This window comes from Nonomuraea sp. NPDC049646 (assembly GCF_044465525.1).
Classification (GTDB): Bacteria; Actinomycetota; Actinomycetes; order Streptosporangiales; family Streptosporangiaceae; genus Nonomuraea.
Genome location: NZ_JBITLU010000021.1, coordinates 88,559 through 103,478, shown reverse-complemented (window position 1 = coordinate 103,478; position 14,920 = coordinate 88,559). Strand labels below are relative to the sequence as shown.

At 73.7% G+C, this 14,920-nt stretch carries 14 protein-coding genes; 7 read left to right on the top strand and 7 right to left on the bottom strand.

Annotated elements, in window-relative coordinates:
* Positions 1 to 12: 12 nt before the first annotated feature.
* On the bottom strand, positions 13 to 3,381 hold the full coding sequence (locus ACIBQ8_RS43355; protein WP_397195046.1) for an OmpL47-type beta-barrel domain-containing protein: 3,369 nt from the start codon (positions 3,379 to 3,381) through the stop codon (positions 13 to 15).
* A 311-nt stretch (positions 3,382 to 3,692) separates the two neighbouring features.
* A complete protein-coding gene (locus ACIBQ8_RS43350; protein ID WP_397174389.1) occupies positions 3,693 to 4,118 on the bottom strand; it encodes a hypothetical protein in 426 nt (141 codons plus the stop codon).
* Between the two features lie 158 nt (positions 4,119 to 4,276).
* On the opposite strand from ACIBQ8_RS43350, the gene ACIBQ8_RS43345 reads away from it, so the two are divergent.
* From ACIBQ8_RS43345 to ACIBQ8_RS43320, 6 genes are read left to right on the top strand one after another with little or no spacing between them, the layout of a single operon-like run.
* Positions 4,277 to 4,927, top strand: coding sequence for a DUF998 domain-containing protein (locus tag ACIBQ8_RS43345; RefSeq protein ID WP_397195045.1), 651 nt, complete (start codon positions 4,277 to 4,279; stop codon positions 4,925 to 4,927).
* A 40-nt stretch (positions 4,928 to 4,967) separates the two neighbouring features.
* Entirely contained in the window at positions 4,968 to 5,339 is a 372-nt protein-coding gene (locus tag ACIBQ8_RS43340) for a YciI family protein (protein WP_397195044.1), read from the top strand.
* Entirely contained in the window at positions 5,336 to 6,574 is a 1,239-nt protein-coding gene (locus ACIBQ8_RS43335) for an RNA polymerase sigma factor (protein ID WP_397174394.1), read from the top strand. The genes ACIBQ8_RS43340 and ACIBQ8_RS43335 overlap by 4 nt, the downstream gene beginning before the upstream one ends.
* 60 nt (positions 6,575 to 6,634) lie before the next feature.
* Positions 6,635 to 7,759 carry a winged helix DNA-binding domain-containing protein gene (locus ACIBQ8_RS43330; protein WP_397195043.1) on the top strand — a complete coding sequence of 375 codons (1,125 nt, stop codon included), beginning with the start codon at positions 6,635 to 6,637 and terminating at the stop codon, positions 7,757 to 7,759.
* Between the two features lie 59 nt (positions 7,760 to 7,818).
* Positions 7,819 to 8,445, top strand: a complete 627-nt coding sequence (locus ACIBQ8_RS43325; protein WP_397174396.1) for a transcriptional regulator — start codon at positions 7,819 to 7,821, stop codon at positions 8,443 to 8,445.
* Positions 8,442 to 9,572 carry an aminotransferase class I/II-fold pyridoxal phosphate-dependent enzyme gene (locus ACIBQ8_RS43320; RefSeq protein ID WP_397195042.1) on the top strand — a complete coding sequence of 377 codons (1,131 nt, stop codon included), beginning with the start codon at positions 8,442 to 8,444 and terminating at the stop codon, positions 9,570 to 9,572. Before ACIBQ8_RS43325 ends, ACIBQ8_RS43320 begins: the two co-directional genes overlap by 4 nt.
* On the opposite strand, the gene ACIBQ8_RS43315 is transcribed toward ACIBQ8_RS43320, so the two are convergent.
* From ACIBQ8_RS43315 to ACIBQ8_RS43300, 4 genes are all read right to left on the bottom strand, one after another.
* Positions 9,559 to 10,368 carry a TetR/AcrR family transcriptional regulator C-terminal domain-containing protein gene (locus tag ACIBQ8_RS43315; RefSeq protein WP_397174399.1) on the bottom strand — a complete coding sequence of 270 codons (810 nt, stop codon included), beginning with the start codon at positions 10,366 to 10,368 and terminating at the stop codon, positions 9,559 to 9,561. The genes ACIBQ8_RS43320 and ACIBQ8_RS43315 overlap by 14 nt on opposite strands.
* A gap of 157 nt (positions 10,369 to 10,525) precedes the next feature.
* Positions 10,526 to 10,876 (bottom strand): hypothetical protein, encoded by a 351-nt coding sequence (locus ACIBQ8_RS43310; protein WP_397174400.1) that lies wholly within the window; start codon positions 10,874 to 10,876, stop codon positions 10,526 to 10,528.
* 204 nt (positions 10,877 to 11,080) lie between these two features.
* Complete coding sequence (locus ACIBQ8_RS43305) at positions 11,081 to 11,722, bottom strand: GNAT family N-acetyltransferase (protein WP_397174401.1); 642 nt, start codon at positions 11,720 to 11,722, stop codon at positions 11,081 to 11,083.
* 37 nt (positions 11,723 to 11,759) lie between these two features.
* Positions 11,760 to 12,149, bottom strand: a complete 390-nt coding sequence (locus tag ACIBQ8_RS43300) for a MerR family transcriptional regulator (RefSeq protein WP_397174403.1) — start codon at positions 12,147 to 12,149, stop codon at positions 11,760 to 11,762.
* A gap of 55 nt (positions 12,150 to 12,204) precedes the next feature.
* Here ACIBQ8_RS43300 and ACIBQ8_RS43295 point away from each other — a divergent pair, with 55 nt between their 5' ends.
* Positions 12,205 to 13,524, top strand: a complete 1,320-nt coding sequence (locus ACIBQ8_RS43295; RefSeq protein ID WP_397174405.1) for an MFS transporter — start codon at positions 12,205 to 12,207, stop codon at positions 13,522 to 13,524.
* On the opposite strand, the gene ACIBQ8_RS43290 is transcribed toward ACIBQ8_RS43295, so the two are convergent.
* Positions 13,448 to 14,914, bottom strand: a complete 1,467-nt coding sequence (locus ACIBQ8_RS43290; RefSeq protein ID WP_397195041.1) for an LLM class flavin-dependent oxidoreductase — start codon at positions 14,912 to 14,914, stop codon at positions 13,448 to 13,450. The genes ACIBQ8_RS43295 and ACIBQ8_RS43290 overlap by 77 nt on opposite strands.
* Positions 14,915 to 14,920: the final 6 nt, after the last annotated feature.

Below are 14,920 nucleotides of genomic sequence, written 5' to 3'. Positions count from 1 at the left end.
CCGTCCGCTTTCCTAGCCGGCGCGTCCCACGGTGACCTGGGCGCGGGTCTCGGTGGCGTTGCCCGCGCGGTCCACCGCCCGGTAGGTGATCGTGTAGATCCGGTCCTGGCCGCCGTCCCGCTCGGCGCGCAGGGCGAAGGACGTGTCGGCGGTGCCGGTGGCGGCCTCGCGCACGTCGTCCCGGGCATCGCCCTGGGAGCTGGTGATCGAGACCAGGGTGACGGTGACGGGCCCGGCGTCGGACGCCTTCAGCGCCACCTTCACCGGCGCCAGCCTGCGGTTCGGCGGCCACAGCCGGGCGGGGTCCGGCGTGACGGTCAGGGTGGGGGCCGTCGCGTCGATCCGGACGGTGACCGACTTCGGCTCCTCGACGTTGCCCGCCTGGTCGGCGCTGCGGAAGGCCAGCACGCTCTCCCCTTCGCGGTCCACCCGGACCGGGGCCGTGTAAGGCTGCCAGGAGCCGTCGCCGAGCCGGTACTCGGTGCGCGCCACGCCGGAGCCCGCGTCCGCGGCGGTCAGGACGACCTCCACGGGCCCGTCCGACCAGCCGGCGGGCACCCCGGACGCTGTCGTCACCGGCGGCTCGCCGTCCTCGTTCGCGGGAGCGGAGTGGATCTTGAAGCCGTCCACGATGAAGTACGAGCCGTCCTTCTTGACGCCCTTGAGCGTGTGCGGGCCGGGCGCCAGCCCGGTCCTGGTGTAGACGACCTTCTGGTACTCCCGGGTCGGGTTGCCGTTGTCGATGGTGGCGTCGAGCTTGCCGTCCAGGTAGAGGTCGACCTTGCCCTCGTCGGAGTTGACCTGGGCGATGTACTCCACGCCGGTGCCGTGGAAGGCCAGCTCGAAGGAGTCGCCGTCGGTCTGGGTGGCGTGCAGGTCGTCGAGGGTCGAGCCGCCGCCGCCGCGCCGGTCGTTCTTCCAGTCCCAGCCCTCGCCGGTATAGGTGACGCCGGAGACGTTGTCGATGGTCTCCACGCCGTACGCCTTGGTCAGGCTCAGGTCGGTCAGCGCCTGCGCGCGCCAGACCTTCAGCGGCACCGGACGCCCGGCGGGCGTGCGGTTGTAGACCTTCCAGAAGCTGTCGCGGCCGGTGACCTTGGTCCCCGCGATCTCCCTGATCACGTCGCCGGTGCGCAGCCCCTGCCCGTGGGCGTGGGACCCGGCCGGGACGGCGGCCAGGAACAGGCCGTCGTAGTCGGTGAGCCCGACCGAGGACTTCACCTCGTCGCTGTGGACCTCGGTCGCCGTCGCGCCCATGAGCGGCTCGGCCAGGTTGCCGATCGTCATGCCGGTCTCGGGCTCGCGCCAGGTGAGCGGCGGCGGCGTGGGCGAGCCGGGCTTGCCGAACCCGGTCATCGGGAACGGCTGGAAGCCCAGCGCGAGGGCGGGGGAGCCGGCCTTGAGCGTGTAGTCGAGCTTGGCCGGGTCGGCGTACGGGCTCTGCCCCTCGAACAGCGGGTCGGCGACCACCGAGCGGGTGTCCAGCCCGCGGGCCCGCCAGGCGGCGGTGATGTCGGCGACCGGCTTGCCGTTGTTCCAGAACAGGTTGTCGTCGTAGACGGTCCCGGAGGTGGACGGGTCGCTCTGGATGAAGTCGTAGGGGTCGTCGGTGACGAAGATGTTCTTCTCCACGACGTCGCCGTTGCTCGCGTAGGAGACGTGGAAGTGGCCGCCGCCGTTGACGAAGATGTTGCCGCGCACGGTCCTGAAGAAGCCCTCGCGCAGCTTCACCCCGCCGTTGAGCAGCAGGTTCCCGGTGACCTCGTAGTTGGAGGAGCCGTCGTCGAGGTCGACGTCCCAGTGGGAGGAGTGCCGGATCCGGTTGTGCCGGATCTTCGTCGTCTCCATCGCGTCGAGCTTGGCGTACGCCTTCTTCTGGGCGTCCCCGGCGGTCAGCGGCCAGAAGCGGTCGCGGCCCCAGGTGTTGATCGGCCCGTGGTCGGAGGTCTCCTTCACGCAGTCGAAGATGTCGTTGTCCTCGATGACGTGGCCGCCCCAGGTGCCGTCGTTGACGTCGACGCAGGCGCGCGGGCCGTCGTGCACGGTGTTGCCGGACACCGTCACCCGGCGGCTCATCGAGATCTGCACACCCGAGCTCTGCTTCTCGAACCGGCCGTTGCGGGTCATGTGGTTGCCGCTGATGGTGATGTCGCGCGGGTAGTCCTCGGTCTTCGGGCCCGGCGTGGTGTCGGTGATCGTGCGCCGCATGTCGTCCCAGGTGGACGGCTCGCGGACGGCCGCCGGCGAGCCGACGACCGCCACGTCGCTGGCCCCCGACTCGCGGAACTCGCCGCCGGAGACGACGTTGCCGTCGGCGTAGCCGTCCATGAAGACGGCGTTGCCGCCGACCTGGTCGAACCGCGCGTCGCGGATGGCGACCCGCTGGGTGTTGCGCAGGTAGACCGCGCCGGCGCGGACGATGGCCCAGTCGCCGAGCTGCAGTCTCTCGTACGGGCGGCTGAACAGCGTGCGGTGGGTCTGGGTGAAGGTGAACCCGGTGAAGGTGAGGTCGCGCACCGGCGCGGACGGCGAGTCGCCGACGACCCGCACGAGCTCCTCGCGCTCGGCGGTCTCGACGCGGGCCTTGGCCGGGTCCAGGCCCGCGGGCGGCTGGAGGTAGAGGCGGCCGGCGTCCTTGTCGTAGAACCACTCGCCGGGGGCGTCCAGCTCCTCCAGGACGTTCTCCACCATGCGCTTCTGCGGATGCAGGCCGTCGCCCCGGTTGTTGTCGCCGACCCACTTCAGGATCGGGACGCCGCCGGCGCCGACGCCGGTCACCTTGAACGAGTTCCCGCCCCATTCGCCCTGGTGCAGCCCCCGGACCAGCGCGGTCGTGGGGTTCTTCCAGCGGGCCACCCGTTCGGGCGAGATCGCGTCGGCGGCGTACCCGTCGAGCACGGCCTCCTTGGGATCGGCGTTGGGGTAGCGGGCCAGGACCTGCCGGGCGCCGTCGAGGAAGAGCTCGTCGAAGTCGAGGCCCGCGCCGATGTCGGCCACCAGGGTCGCGCCCTGGTACGGGGTCCAGGCGGGGGTCAGCCGGCGTCCGCCGCTGAGCACGACCTGCTCGCCGGCGGCGGCCTCGTAGACGGCCCCGGAGTCGGCGGGGGTGAAGGTGAGGGGCTCGGCGAGGTGGTAGACGCCGCCGCGGACCCGTACCCGGGGCGGCTCGGGCGCGGTGGGCAGCACCGCGCGCACCGCGCGCTGGGCGCGCTCGATCGTACGGAACGGCGCCGCCTCGGTGCCGGCGGCGCCGTCGTCGCCGTCGGGGGAGACGTGGAAGACGGTGCCGGCCGCCTGGGCGGAGGCGGGGGTGAGAGCGGTCAGTCCGGTCGCGGCGAGAGCCGCCGCGAGGAGCAGCCGCCAGGGCTTGCCATGGCGCACAAGGGCCTCCAGTCGGGGGATGGCCCTCATTGTGGCCAACCCCTCAGACGAAGGCGATCACGCCAAGGTCACGTTTCATCCGATCAATTCACTCTTGCTGGCTTGTATTGCGACGGAAATGACGATTTGTCCTCCAGATGATCGGATCTCTTCGGATGCCGCCGGACCGGTGTGGGCGTCTGGTCCACGCTTCCGGCGAGGGCCGTACGGGCGCGCATTGTGTGGTGAGGCCGGAACGGCTCGCCCTGGGCCGGTGGCGGCGGGCCGTCTCGAACGGCTCGCCGCCACCGCGGGTTCCTTCCGGTCAGGCGTCAGACGCGCGTCGAGGTGGAGGCGTACCCGCCGCCGCCGGGGTAGACCCACTCGCCGGTGAGCGTGGCGCCGTCGGCGTCGAAGACGCCCTGGTAGTAGGCCGGGCCGCCCTTGGCCCCGGCCCAGATGGTCAGCCGGTCGCCGTCCAGCTCGTAGACGTAGTCGAAGGTGTTGCCCGCCGAGTCGTAGTAGCGGGACACCACGTCAGCCCCGGTCGGCTCGCCGAACGGACGCAGGTTGCCGATGACCTCGATGCCGGTGACCGGCTCGCCGAACTGGGTGAGCTCGACGTGCTGGACGAGGAAGAACCGTCCGGGCAGCCACTCGTAGCGCACGGTCCCCTCGGCGCCGCCGGTGACCTTCCAGGTGCCGACCAGCCGGTCCAGGGCCTTCAACTCGGGGCTGGGCTGCTGGGTCTCGATCATGTTGTCCTCCTTCGTGGGTGCTTCACCGGTACCTCGGAGGCGTCTGCCGGGCTTTGACAGAGAGTCGCTGTGATGTGAATCACACTCCACCGGCGTCAAGAACCCCGATCCGGGTCCGAGGTAACGAGCGGGAAACCCACCGACAAGGGAGGACGTTCATGACCGCCACCACCGCAACCGGCGTTCCCGTCCGCAGGAGCGCCCGGACGTCCGGACGCCTGCTGCTGGCCGGGGCGCTGGCCGGGCCGATCTTCTTCGCCTCGGCGACCACGCAGATGCTCACCCGTGAGGGCTTCGACCTCACCCGCCACCCCATCAGCCAGTTGGCCACCGGCGACCTGGGGTGGATCCAGATCCTCACCTTCGTCCTCGCGGGGACGGGGGCGCTGGCGCTGGCCGCCGGCATCGGGCGCACGCTCACCGAAGGGATCGGGCGGCGGGCGCTGCCGATCCTGGTGGGCGTCTTCGGCGCCGGGCTGGTGGCGGCCGGGATCTTCACCATGGACCCCGAGAAGGGCTTCCCGGCGGGCACGCCTGACGGGCCGGTCGCGCAGATGTCCTGGCACGGCGTCGCGCACTCGGTCGCCGCCGCCGTGGCCTTCACCGCGCTGGCCGCCGCGGCCGCCGTGATGAGCGTCCGGTGCGCCCGCCGCCGGGCGGTGGCGAGCGCCGTGCTGAGCGCCGTCGCCGCGCTGGTGCTGCTGGTGCCGATGTCGCCCGACCGCATGAGCGTCCAGATCGCGGTGAACGGGCTGGTCGCCTTCACGTGGACGACCGTCCTCGCGGTGTCGCTGCGGCGCGCCGCCTGAGGGGAACGTAACATCGGCTACGACGATCAAGGGATTGACCATGAAATACCTGCTGCTCGGCTACACCCCGGCCGCCGCGTGGGACGCGGCCGCCGCCGACGTCCCCTCCGAGGAGGCGCTGGCCGCCTTCGCGGCCTACCAGGAGCTGGAGCGGGAGCTGATCGCCTCCGGCGAGTTCGTCAGCAGCGAGGGCCTGGGACACCCGGCGGTCAGCACCACCGTCCACCGCGTCGGTGACGAGGTGGTCGCCACCGACGGGCCCTTCGCCGAGCTCAAGGAGGTCCTGGCCAGCTTCGCCGTGATCGACGTGGCCGGCAAGGAGCGGGCCGTGGAGATCGCCGCGCGCATCGTCGAGGCGCTCGGCGAGCCGATCGAGATCCGCCCGATCATGGGTGCGGACTTCGGGGCGTGAACGGCGAGCTTGAGCACCTGCTGCGCACCGAGGCGCCGCAGGTGCTCGGCGCGCTGGTCCGCCGCTTCGGCCGCTTCGACATCGCCGAGGACGCGGTGCAGGAGGCGCTGCTGACCGCCGGCCGTGCCTGGCCGATCGAGGGCGTCCCGGACAACCCGCGCAGCTGGCTGATCCGCGTCGGGTACCGGCGCATGGTGGACCTGCTCCGCTCCGACCAGGCCCGCCACCGCCGCGAGCTGCGGGCCGGAGTGGCCGACCTGGCCATGCAGGAACCCGGACGCCGGGCACACCCCGCGGCCGGGAGCGACGACAGCCTGACCCTGCTGCTGCTGTGCTGCCATCCCGCGCTCGACCCCGCCTCCCAGGTGGCGCTCACGCTGCGCGCGGTCGGCGGCCTGACCACCGCCGAGATCGCGCACGCCCACGGCACGACCGAGCCCACCATGGGCGCCCGGATCAGCCGCGCCAAACAACGGCTGGCCCGCGCCGGAGCCCGCTTCACACCGCCCACCGACGCCGACCGCGACAGCCGGATGACTGCCGTGATGCGGGTGCTCTACCTGATCTTCAACGAGGGCTACACCGCCACCGCGGGCGACCGGCTCGCCCGGGTCGACCTGACCCGCGAGGCCATCCGGCTGACCCGCATGCTGCACGCCACGCTCGCCGACGACGCCGAGGTGACCGGCCTGCTGGCGCTGATGCTGCTCACCGAGTCCAGGCGCGCAGCCCGTACGGACGGCGGCGACCTGGTCCCCCTGGACGAGCAGGACCGCACCCGGTGGGACCGCGACCTCATCGACGAGGGCACCGCCCTCATCGACGGCGTCTGGAACCGCGGCCCGGCGGGCCCCTACCAGCTCCAGGCCGCGATCGCCGCCGTGCACTCCGCGGCCGCCGCGCCCGAGCGGACCGACTGGCCCCAGATCGCCATGCTGTACGTGTGGCTCGAACGGCTCACCCCCACGGCGCCGGTCCAGCTCAGCCGGGTGGTGGCGGTGGCCCACGCCTACGGACCGGCCCGCGGCCTGGCGCTCCTGGACGACCTCAACCGCCGCCACCACCTGGACCGGCACCCGCTCACCAGGCAACGGGAGCACGCGGTCCGCGCCCACCTGCTCCAGATGACCGGCGACACCACGCGGGCCGCCGCGCTCTACCGCCGGGCAGCCGGCCTGACCGCGAACCAGGTCGAGCGGCGTTACCTGCTCGGCAGGGCCGGCGACCTCGGCTGAGCGGAACGAACCTGTCCGCCTGTCCTTCTACGGTGAGGGGAACGCACCGAGGAGGAATTCGTGATCGAACTGTCGTGGCCGCAGGTCAGCGCGCGGCGTCTGGAGCGGGCGCACCTGGCCGCCCCCGCCGCCGACAAGGGCCAGGCCGCCGTCGTGGCCGCCATGTGCGGGGCGCACGCCCAGGTCATGTCGGCGGCCGAGCTCTCGATCGGCCTGCGGCTCGACGGTGTCACCCGCGCCCACGTGCGCGAGGCGTTGTGGGACGAGGGGACCCTGGTCAAGACGTACGGGCCGCGCGGAACCGTGCACCTGCTGCCGGCGGCCGACCTGCCCATGTGGCTGGGCGCCCTGTCGTCGCTGCCCGCCGGGCCCGGCGGGGCGCAGGGCGTCCGGTTGACGGCGGAGCAGACCGACCAGGTCGTCCAGGCCGTCCGCGACGTGCTGGCCGGGGCCGACCTGACGATCGACGAGCTGAGCGACGCGGTCGTCGCGGCCACCGGGCCGTGGGCGGGCGACCTGGTCATGCCCGCGTTCCAGGGCATGTGGCCGCGCTGGCGGCAGGCGATGGCCACCGCGGCGCACCGCGGGGCGTTCGTGTTCGGGCCGGTCAGAGGGCGCAAGGTCACCTACCGCGCCGCGCCGGCCGGGTCCGTGCCGCCGGACGGGCGGGCCGGCCTGGTCAGGGCCTACCTGGCCGCGTACGGACCGGCCACCCCGGCCCAGTTCGCCCAGTGGATCGGGGCGCCGGTGCGGTGGGCGGCGGAGGCGTTCGCGTCGGTGGAGACCGAGGAGGTCTTGTTCGACGGGTGTCCGGCACGGGTGCTGCCGGGGGACACGGCGGTGCCGGACGGGCCGCCGCGCGGCGTGCGCCTGCTGCCGTACTTCGACGCCTACCTGATCGCGGGCCGGCCGCGCGAGCTGCTCTACCCGGGCCCGGCCTGGCAGCGGGCGTTGTCCGGCGGGCAGGCGGGCAACTTCCCCGTGCTGCTCGTGGACGGCGAGGTGCGCGGGGTCTGGCACCAGCGGCGCTCCGGCGGCCGGATCGACGTCACGGTCGAACTGCTGTCCGGCCTGACCGCCGCCCAGCGCGCCGAGCTGGACGAGCAGGTCGAACGGGTGGCGGAGATCCTGGAGGGCAGGCCGCGCCTGACCCTTGGCCCGGTCACCGTGGGCGCGCACGCCTGAGCGTCCGGACCGGCGGAGCTGGCTGGACAAAGCGTCCGAACTGGACATACCATCCGAGCGTGACGAACACGGATGAGCGCGTGCGGCTGTGGTCGCCGGTGTGCGAGGCGGTGGCCGCGCTGCTGGCCCCGTACGCCGAGGTGGTCCTGCACGACGTCCGCGGCGACCAGGTCCTCGGAGTGTGGAACCCGATGTCCGGGCGCGGCCCCGGCGCGCCGTCGCTGCTCGGCGAGCTCGACCGGCTCGACCCCTCGCCCGGCGGCGTCTACGGCCCCTACGAGAAGCTGCTGGCCGACGGGCGGCGGCTGTCGTCGGTGAGCGCCGTGCTGCGCGACCCCGGCGGCGAGCCGTCCGCCGTGCTCTGCGTGAACCTCGACCGCACCCCGCTGGAGCAGGCCGCGGCGCTGCTGGCCGCGTTCGCCGCGCCGTCCGCGCCCCGGCCCGAGGCGCTGTTCGAGCAGGACTGGACCGAGCGCGTGCAGCAGATCGTCGGCGCCTACGTCCGCGAGCACGGCCGGCCGGTGGACCGGCTCACCCGCGAGGACCGCCTCGCCGTGCTGGCCGAGCTGGACCAAGCCGGGGTCTTCACCGTCCGGCGGGCGCCGTCCGTCGTCGCCGGGGCGTTGCGGACGTCCCGTTCCACCCTCTACGCCCTGCTCGCCGAGCTCAGGAGGAGCCGACCGTGACCCCGCTTCCCGACTTCCGGCTGGAGGTCTACTTCTCCCGCTGGGAGTTCACCGCCCGCCACCACCTGGCCGCCTCCGACGCGCAGACCATGACCATGGCCGAGCTGCTCGCCCTGGCCGGCGACGACGACAGGCACGCCTGGGAGACGCTGTCGCTCGGCTACACCGAGACCTTCGGCGACCCGGGGCTGCGCCAGGCCGTCGCGGACACCTACGAGCACGTCGGCGCGGACGACGTGCTCGTCTTCGCGGGCGCCCAGGAAGCCCTGTACCTGGCCATGCAGGTGCTGCTCGGCCCCGGCGACCACGCCGTGGTGGTCACGCCGTGCTACCAGTCCGCCGAGACGGTGCCGATGGCGTTGTGCGAGGTCACCGGCGTCGCGCTGGACCCCGCCCGCGACTGGGCGCTCGACCTCGACGCCGTGGCGGCCGCGATCCGGCCGAACACCCGCGTGGTGTCGGTCAACTTCCCCAACAACCCGACGGGCAAGGTCATCGGCGCGGCCGACCTCGCCCGGCTGGCCGCGCTGTGCGAGGAGCGCGGCATCCACCTGTTCAGCGACGAGGTCTACCGCGGCCTGGAGCTCGACCCCGCCCGCACGCTGCCGCAGGCCGCCGACCTGTCGCCGGCGGCGCTCTCGCTGAACGTCACCTCCAAGTCCCTCGGCCTGCCCGGCCTGCGCATCGGCTGGATCGCCTGCCGCGACCGCGAGCTGCGCGCCCGCCTCGAACGCGCCAAGCACTACACGACCATCTGCAACTCCGCGCCCAGCGAGCTGCTCGCCCGCATCGCGATCAGGGCGCGGGACCGCATCCTGGCGCGCAACCGCGGGATCATCGCCGCCAACCTGCCGCGCTTCGAGGCGTTCTTCGGCGAGTTCGGCGACCTGTTCGAGTGGCGGGCGCCCGACGGCGGCTGCGTCACCTTCCCCCGCTACCTGGGGCCGGACGGCGTCGAGGCGTTCTGCGCCGAGCTGGTCGAACAGGCCGGCGTGCTGCTGCTGCCCGCGGGCGTCTACCGCTCGGAGCTCACGTCCACGCCGGACGACCGGTTCCGCCTCGGCGTGGGCCGCGCCGACCCCGAACCGGGCCTGGAAGCCTGGGCGGCCTTCCTCAAGGGGCGCTGACCGGCCCGGCGTGCGGACCGGTCCGCTCGACGGCGGCCTGCACGCCGTCGAGCAGCACGGTGAGCCCGACCGTGAACGCCTCGTTCACCTGATGCTCCAGGTACGGCTCGTCCTCGCCGGGGACGCTGGGCTCGCTCTCGATCCAGGCCACCATGGGGAAGCGGGCCGCGAAGCCCGGCGCGACCTCCTCCAGCAGGCGGGAACGGGTGTGCCACCACTCCTCGTCCGACACGCCGGTGGCCGACGGGGCCTGCCGCGACTCGGCGACCGTCCGGGCCGCGCCGCGGACGAAGTCGAACAGCAACGACACCACGCCGCGCAGCGCGGGCGGGCGCAGGCCGGTCTCGCGCAGGATCGCGACCAGGCTCTCCAACAGCGCGAACTCGTTGGGGCCGAGCACCGGACGGGCCTGCGACACCTGGAGCACCCAGGGGTGGCGCTGGTAGAAGTGCCACAGGTGCCCGGCCCACGCGGTGACCGCCGCCCGCCAGCCCCCGGCCAGGTCGTGGACGGTGGGCAGCTCGCCCAGGGCCTTGTCGTACATGAGGTCCACCAGCTCGCCCTTGCTGGGGACGTAGGTGTAGAGGGCCATGCCGGTGCGGCCGAGCCGTTCGCCGACCTTGCGCATGGACAGCGCGGCCATGCCCTCGGCGTCGGCGACGGCGATGGCGGCGTCGACGATCAGGTCCACGCTCAGGCCCGGCTTGGGGCCGGGACGCGACTCGCCCGGCTCCTCGGTCCGCCACAGCAACGCCATCGAACGGCGCGCGTCCCCCTGCCCGGCGAAGACGACCACAGTACGACTCTCCTCTGCCCCCGGATCTCTTTACGGCAGAAGATATCAGCGGAGGCGGCGGCTCCCGCCGCGGTGGCGAGAGCCGGGAGGGGCGGGGCATGCGTCGATCCCGGCGCCTCGCTGGGGCGCCGGGATCGAGGTGGGTGAGGGCGCGGCCCTAGCCGCCGACCCCCACGCCCGCGCCGGGGCCGTAGCCGTGGCCGATCCAGTTGCCGTTGCCGCTGCCCGGCCAGTTGTGGCGGCCGTGGTCGTTCTTCCAGCCCCAGCCGTCGTCGGAGTCGTGCCCGTGCTCGCCGCCCTTGCAGGCGTCGGCGTCACGGGTGCCGGCGAACCGGCCGTACTTCGTGACGTGGTGGTACGTGGAGTCGTCGTTCGTTCCGAGGCTGCAGTTGTCCGGGTGCCAGTGCCTCTCGTCGGACCAGGCGTCCGCGGCGGCCACGCCGGCCATGCTGAACACCGCGGCCGCGACGAGCAGTGCACCGCCGGCGGCGATGAGGTTACCTCTCATGAGCTCCCCCTGTAATCACGAAGTGACATCGGCCATCACTATACGTAGCGATCTTGGACGCCCTCCGCAGCGCCACACCCGGTTTCCCCCAACAGCGGGCCCCCTACCAGCAAACTCCCGGACACCGGCGACCCCGGCCTGGCAAGGGCGCACGGGCCTTCCGCACGGCGTTCCGGCCCGAGCGGACCCCGGGCGCGGGCCGCCTCAGAGCCCTCCGTCCTCCGGGACGAGCAGCACCTCGGCCCCCATAGGCAGGTAACCGGCGGCCAGGAACGCCCGTACGCTCGCGGCGTTGCCCGGCGCGATCTGCGCCCACAGCGGGCCGGGCGTCAGGTGCCTGGCCGCCGCGGCCAGCGACCTGCCGAGCCCGCGCCCGCGGTGCTCGGGCTCCACCTCGACGGCCGCCTCCCAGCGGCCCGCCACGCCGCGGCCCAGCGTGACCAGGCCGGCGCCGTCGCCGGTGATCCACACGCGCACGGCGTCCCGGTAGCGGCGGGCCCGGACGACGCGCGGGTGGTCGCCCGCGGTGAGCTCCTCCAGCGGGAGCGGGGGCGGCCCGGGGGCGGGGGCGGCCAGCGCGAGCAGGTCGAGGTTGCCGGTACGCCTGCCGGTCGCGGCCTCCATCGCCGTCAGGAACGCCGGCATGAGCGGCGCCGACAGGTCGCCGGCGGGCAGCAGGGCGTGCACCCGAGCCGGATCGACGTCGGCGAAGACCACCGTGTGGGCGGTGAAGGCGATGATCCCCGCGTCGCGCTCCGACGGCTGGGGGAGGACGGTCACGCTGCCGTCGGGGGCGGGCGGGCGGCCCGCCGCCGCGTCCGAGAGAAGGTCGGCCAGGGTCTCCATGCCCTCATTCCAGCAGACCGGATTCGCGGCGGAACGATCAGGCCGAGGCCGCGCCTCCGTCCGCGGCGGACCGTACGGCGGCCAGGTAGGCGTGGATGGCGTCCCGGTTGCGGGACAGGCAGTCGATGCGCTGCTGGATGCGGCCCGCCTCGGCCCGCAGCAGCTCGGCCAGTTCGGGCGTCAGGCACTCCGGATGCAGGTGGATCTCGTCCGGTTTGTTGAGGAACGGCAGGATGCGGCGGATGATCTCCGTGGTGAGCCCGGAGTCGAGCAGGCCGCGGATCTGCTGGACCCGGTACACCGCCGACTCGGGATAGTCCCGGTAGCCGTTGACGGCGCGGTCGGGATGCAGCAGATCCTGCTCCTCGTAGTAGCGCAGCATGCGCGTCGGCACGCCCGTACGCTGGGACAACTGTCCGATCTTCATGCTTCCCTCGGAGGATTTGCCTTCACACTGATGTGAAGGTTCCAGCATAGGCGGCATGTCTCCTGCGAAACTCCCGTGGGCGGGGCTGCTCGCGCTGTTCACGGCGGCGTTCACGGCCGTCATGACCGAACTCCTCCCGGCGGGCCTGCTGCCGCAGCTCTCCGCCGCCCTCGGCGTGCCGGAGGGGACGGCCGGGTTCCTCGTGACCGCCTACGCGGTCGCCTCCTTCCTGGCCGCGATCCCGCTCACCGCGTTGCTGCGCGGGCTGCCCAGGCGGCAGGTGCTGGTGGCCGCGCTGCTCGGGTTCGCGCTGCTCAACGCGGTCACGGCGGTCTCGTCGTCGTACGCGGTGACGTTCGCGGCGCGGGTGGGCGCGGGGGCGATGGGCGGCATCCTGTGGGCCATGCTCGTCGGGTACGCCGCCCGCATGGTCCCCGCCGAGCGCCGCGGGCGGGCCATCGCGATCGTCTCGGCCGGGATCACGGTGGCGCTGTGCGCGGGCATCCCGGCGGGGACGCAGCTCGCGGCGGCGGTCGGATGGCGGGCGGCGTTCGGGTCGCTGTCGGCGGTGGCGGTGGTCCTGGTGGGCTGGGTGCTGTGGAAGGTGCCGCCCTTCCCCGGCGAGCCGGCGGCGCGGCGGGTGCCGTTGCGGCGGGTCGCGGTCGTGCCCGGCGTCCGGACCGTGCTGTCGGTGACGGTGCTGGTGCTGCTGGGGCACCAGGCGATGTACACGTACCTGGCGCTGTTCGCCGAGCAGGCGGGGTTCGGCCGGCCGGGGACCGTGCTGCTGGTGTTCGGCGTGGCCACGGTGGCGGGCATCTGGGTGGTCGGCGCGGTGATCGACAGGCGCCCGCGGGCCACCCTGCTCGCGGTGCTGGCCGCGGTGGCCGCGTCCATGACGGCCCTCGGCCTGTACGCCGGGTCCGCCGGGGTGCTGCTGGGCGCGGTCGCGTTGTGGGGCGCGGCGTTCGGGGGAGCGCCGACGCTGCTGCAGACCGCGCTGGTCATCGCCTCGGGGCCGGAGAACGCCGACGTGGCCACGTCGATGCAGACGACCGTCTACAACGCGGGCATCGCGGCCGGGTCGCTCGCCGGAGGGCTGGTGCTGGAGGGCGCGGGGGCGGGCGCGCTGCCGTGGACCGCCCTCCCGGTGGCGCTCGCCGCCCTAGCGGTCGTCGCCGCCGCCCGCCGCCACGCCTTCCCCGCCCCCGGCGACGCGGCCCCCGGAAGCCCGGCCCCCGGCGACGCGGCGCACGGCGGCGCGGGTGCCGGAGGCCCGGCCGCCCGCGCGGGCGCCGCTAGAAGCCGTGCCTCGACAGCGGCGGCACCAGCTCCCGCTCCTCGTACGACAGGTGGGACAGCAGCGCGTCGCTGAGCAGGTCGACGGCGGCGCGCAGGTCGCCCAGTCCGCCGCCGGGCTCGCCGACGAAGGCGACCAGCGTCCGGTCCACCCGCTCGATGATCTTGTGGATCGCCTCGTGCTCCTCCTGCAGCCGGTCCAGGACGGGCGTGAGCCCCGGCTCGGCGCGGCGCAGCTTCGGGAAGACCATGCTGTCCTCGCCGGTGTGGTGCATGGTGACGAGCCTGCAGTACGACTCGCAGTACGCCCCCAGCGTCCAGTTGTTCTGCCGCATCGTCATGGTCGCGATCTGCGAACGGGCCGCGCCCGCGTCGATCGTGCCCGCGGCCACCTGCTCGACGAGGTCGCGGAGCTGGGCCAGCTCGGCGCGCAGGTGGTTGTGCACGTCCACGAGGTGCTGCCCGGCTGCCTGCTCCGCCGGGGTGTACCGGCGGCCGGGGGCGGGGTCGGGCGCGGTGGGCCTGGTGGCCTCGTCCCAGACCTGGACCGCGGCGCGGGTTCCGGCGCTGGTTCCGGCGTGGTGGTCCGGTTCCGGGGAGTGGCCGCGCCCGGCGGCGACCAGCTCCCGTACGGCCGGGGCGGTCTCGGCGGCGAAGCGCTCGATCTCGCGCGGCTCGCCGGACATGAGGATGAAGACGCTCACCCCGTGGACGAGCGCGAGCTCGGCGAGCTGCGCCGCGGGCAGCGGCCCGCCCAGGTTGAGCAGCCGCCGCACGTCGGACGGCGACCGCCCGGCCTCCACCGCGGCCTCGTCGATGACGGCGTTGCCCTCGCCGAGCGCGGCGACGTCCTGGAGGCGGGGGAGCGAGGGCAGCCAGCCGTCGGCCAGCCGCCCGGTGAGCCGGAGCATGCGCGGCTTGTACGCCCCGAGCCAGATCCCGATGTCGTGGGCCGGTCGCGGGCCGCGCTTGAGGCCGTCCACCCGGTAGTGCTCGCCGCGGTGGTGGACGCCGCCGCGCGTGCCGGCGTCCCAGACCGCGCGGATGATCCCGATGCCCTCCTCCAGCGCGGCCACGGCCTCGGACGGGGTGCGCCGGGGTCCGCCCATGGCCTCGATGGCGTCCCAGTAGCCGCCCGCGCCGAGCGCCAGCTCGAACCGGCCGTGGCTGAGCAGGTCGAGGCTGGCCGCCGCCTGGGCGAGCACGGCCGGCGGGCGCAGCGGCAGCGGGTGCACGTTGCCGGCCAGCCGGATGCGCTCGGTGCGCGCGGCGACGAAGCTGAGCAGCGTCCAGGTGTCGAGGAGGGCGGGCTGGTAGGGGTGGTCCTGGAACGTCACCAGGTCCAGCCCGGCGCGCTCGGCGAGCTGGGCGAGGGCCACGACCTCGTCCGCCTGCCCGGCGGCCGGGACGAGGTTGGCGCTGAACTGCAGGTCGTGACCGTAGTCGGGCATGAGGGGCTCACCCATTGGTTG

Excerpts from the sequence above, each read along its gene's own strand:
- ACIBQ8_RS43350 (WP_397174389.1), bottom strand. The coding sequence starts at position 4,118 with ATGATCGAGACCCAGCAGCCCAGCCCCGAGTTGAAGGCCCTGGACCGG.
- ACIBQ8_RS43345 (WP_397195045.1), top strand. The coding sequence starts at position 4,277 with ATGACCGCCACCACCGCAACCGGCGTTCCCGTCCGCAGGAGCGCCCGG.
- ACIBQ8_RS43340 (WP_397195044.1), top strand. The coding sequence starts at position 4,968 with ATGAAATACCTGCTGCTCGGCTACACCCCGGCCGCCGCGTGGGACGCG.
- ACIBQ8_RS43310 (WP_397174400.1), bottom strand. The coding sequence starts at position 10,876 with ATGAGAGGTAACCTCATCGCCGCCGGCGGTGCACTGCTCGTCGCGGCC.
- ACIBQ8_RS43305 (WP_397174401.1), bottom strand. The coding sequence starts at position 11,722 with ATGGAGACCCTGGCCGACCTTCTCTCGGACGCGGCGGCGGGCCGCCCG.
- ACIBQ8_RS43300 (WP_397174403.1), bottom strand. The coding sequence starts at position 12,149 with ATGAAGATCGGACAGTTGTCCCAGCGTACGGGCGTGCCGACGCGCATG.
- ACIBQ8_RS43295 (WP_397174405.1), top strand. The coding sequence starts at position 12,205 with ATGTCTCCTGCGAAACTCCCGTGGGCGGGGCTGCTCGCGCTGTTCACG.
- ACIBQ8_RS43290 (WP_397195041.1), bottom strand. The coding sequence starts at position 14,914 with ATGGGTGAGCCCCTCATGCCCGACTACGGTCACGACCTGCAGTTCAGC.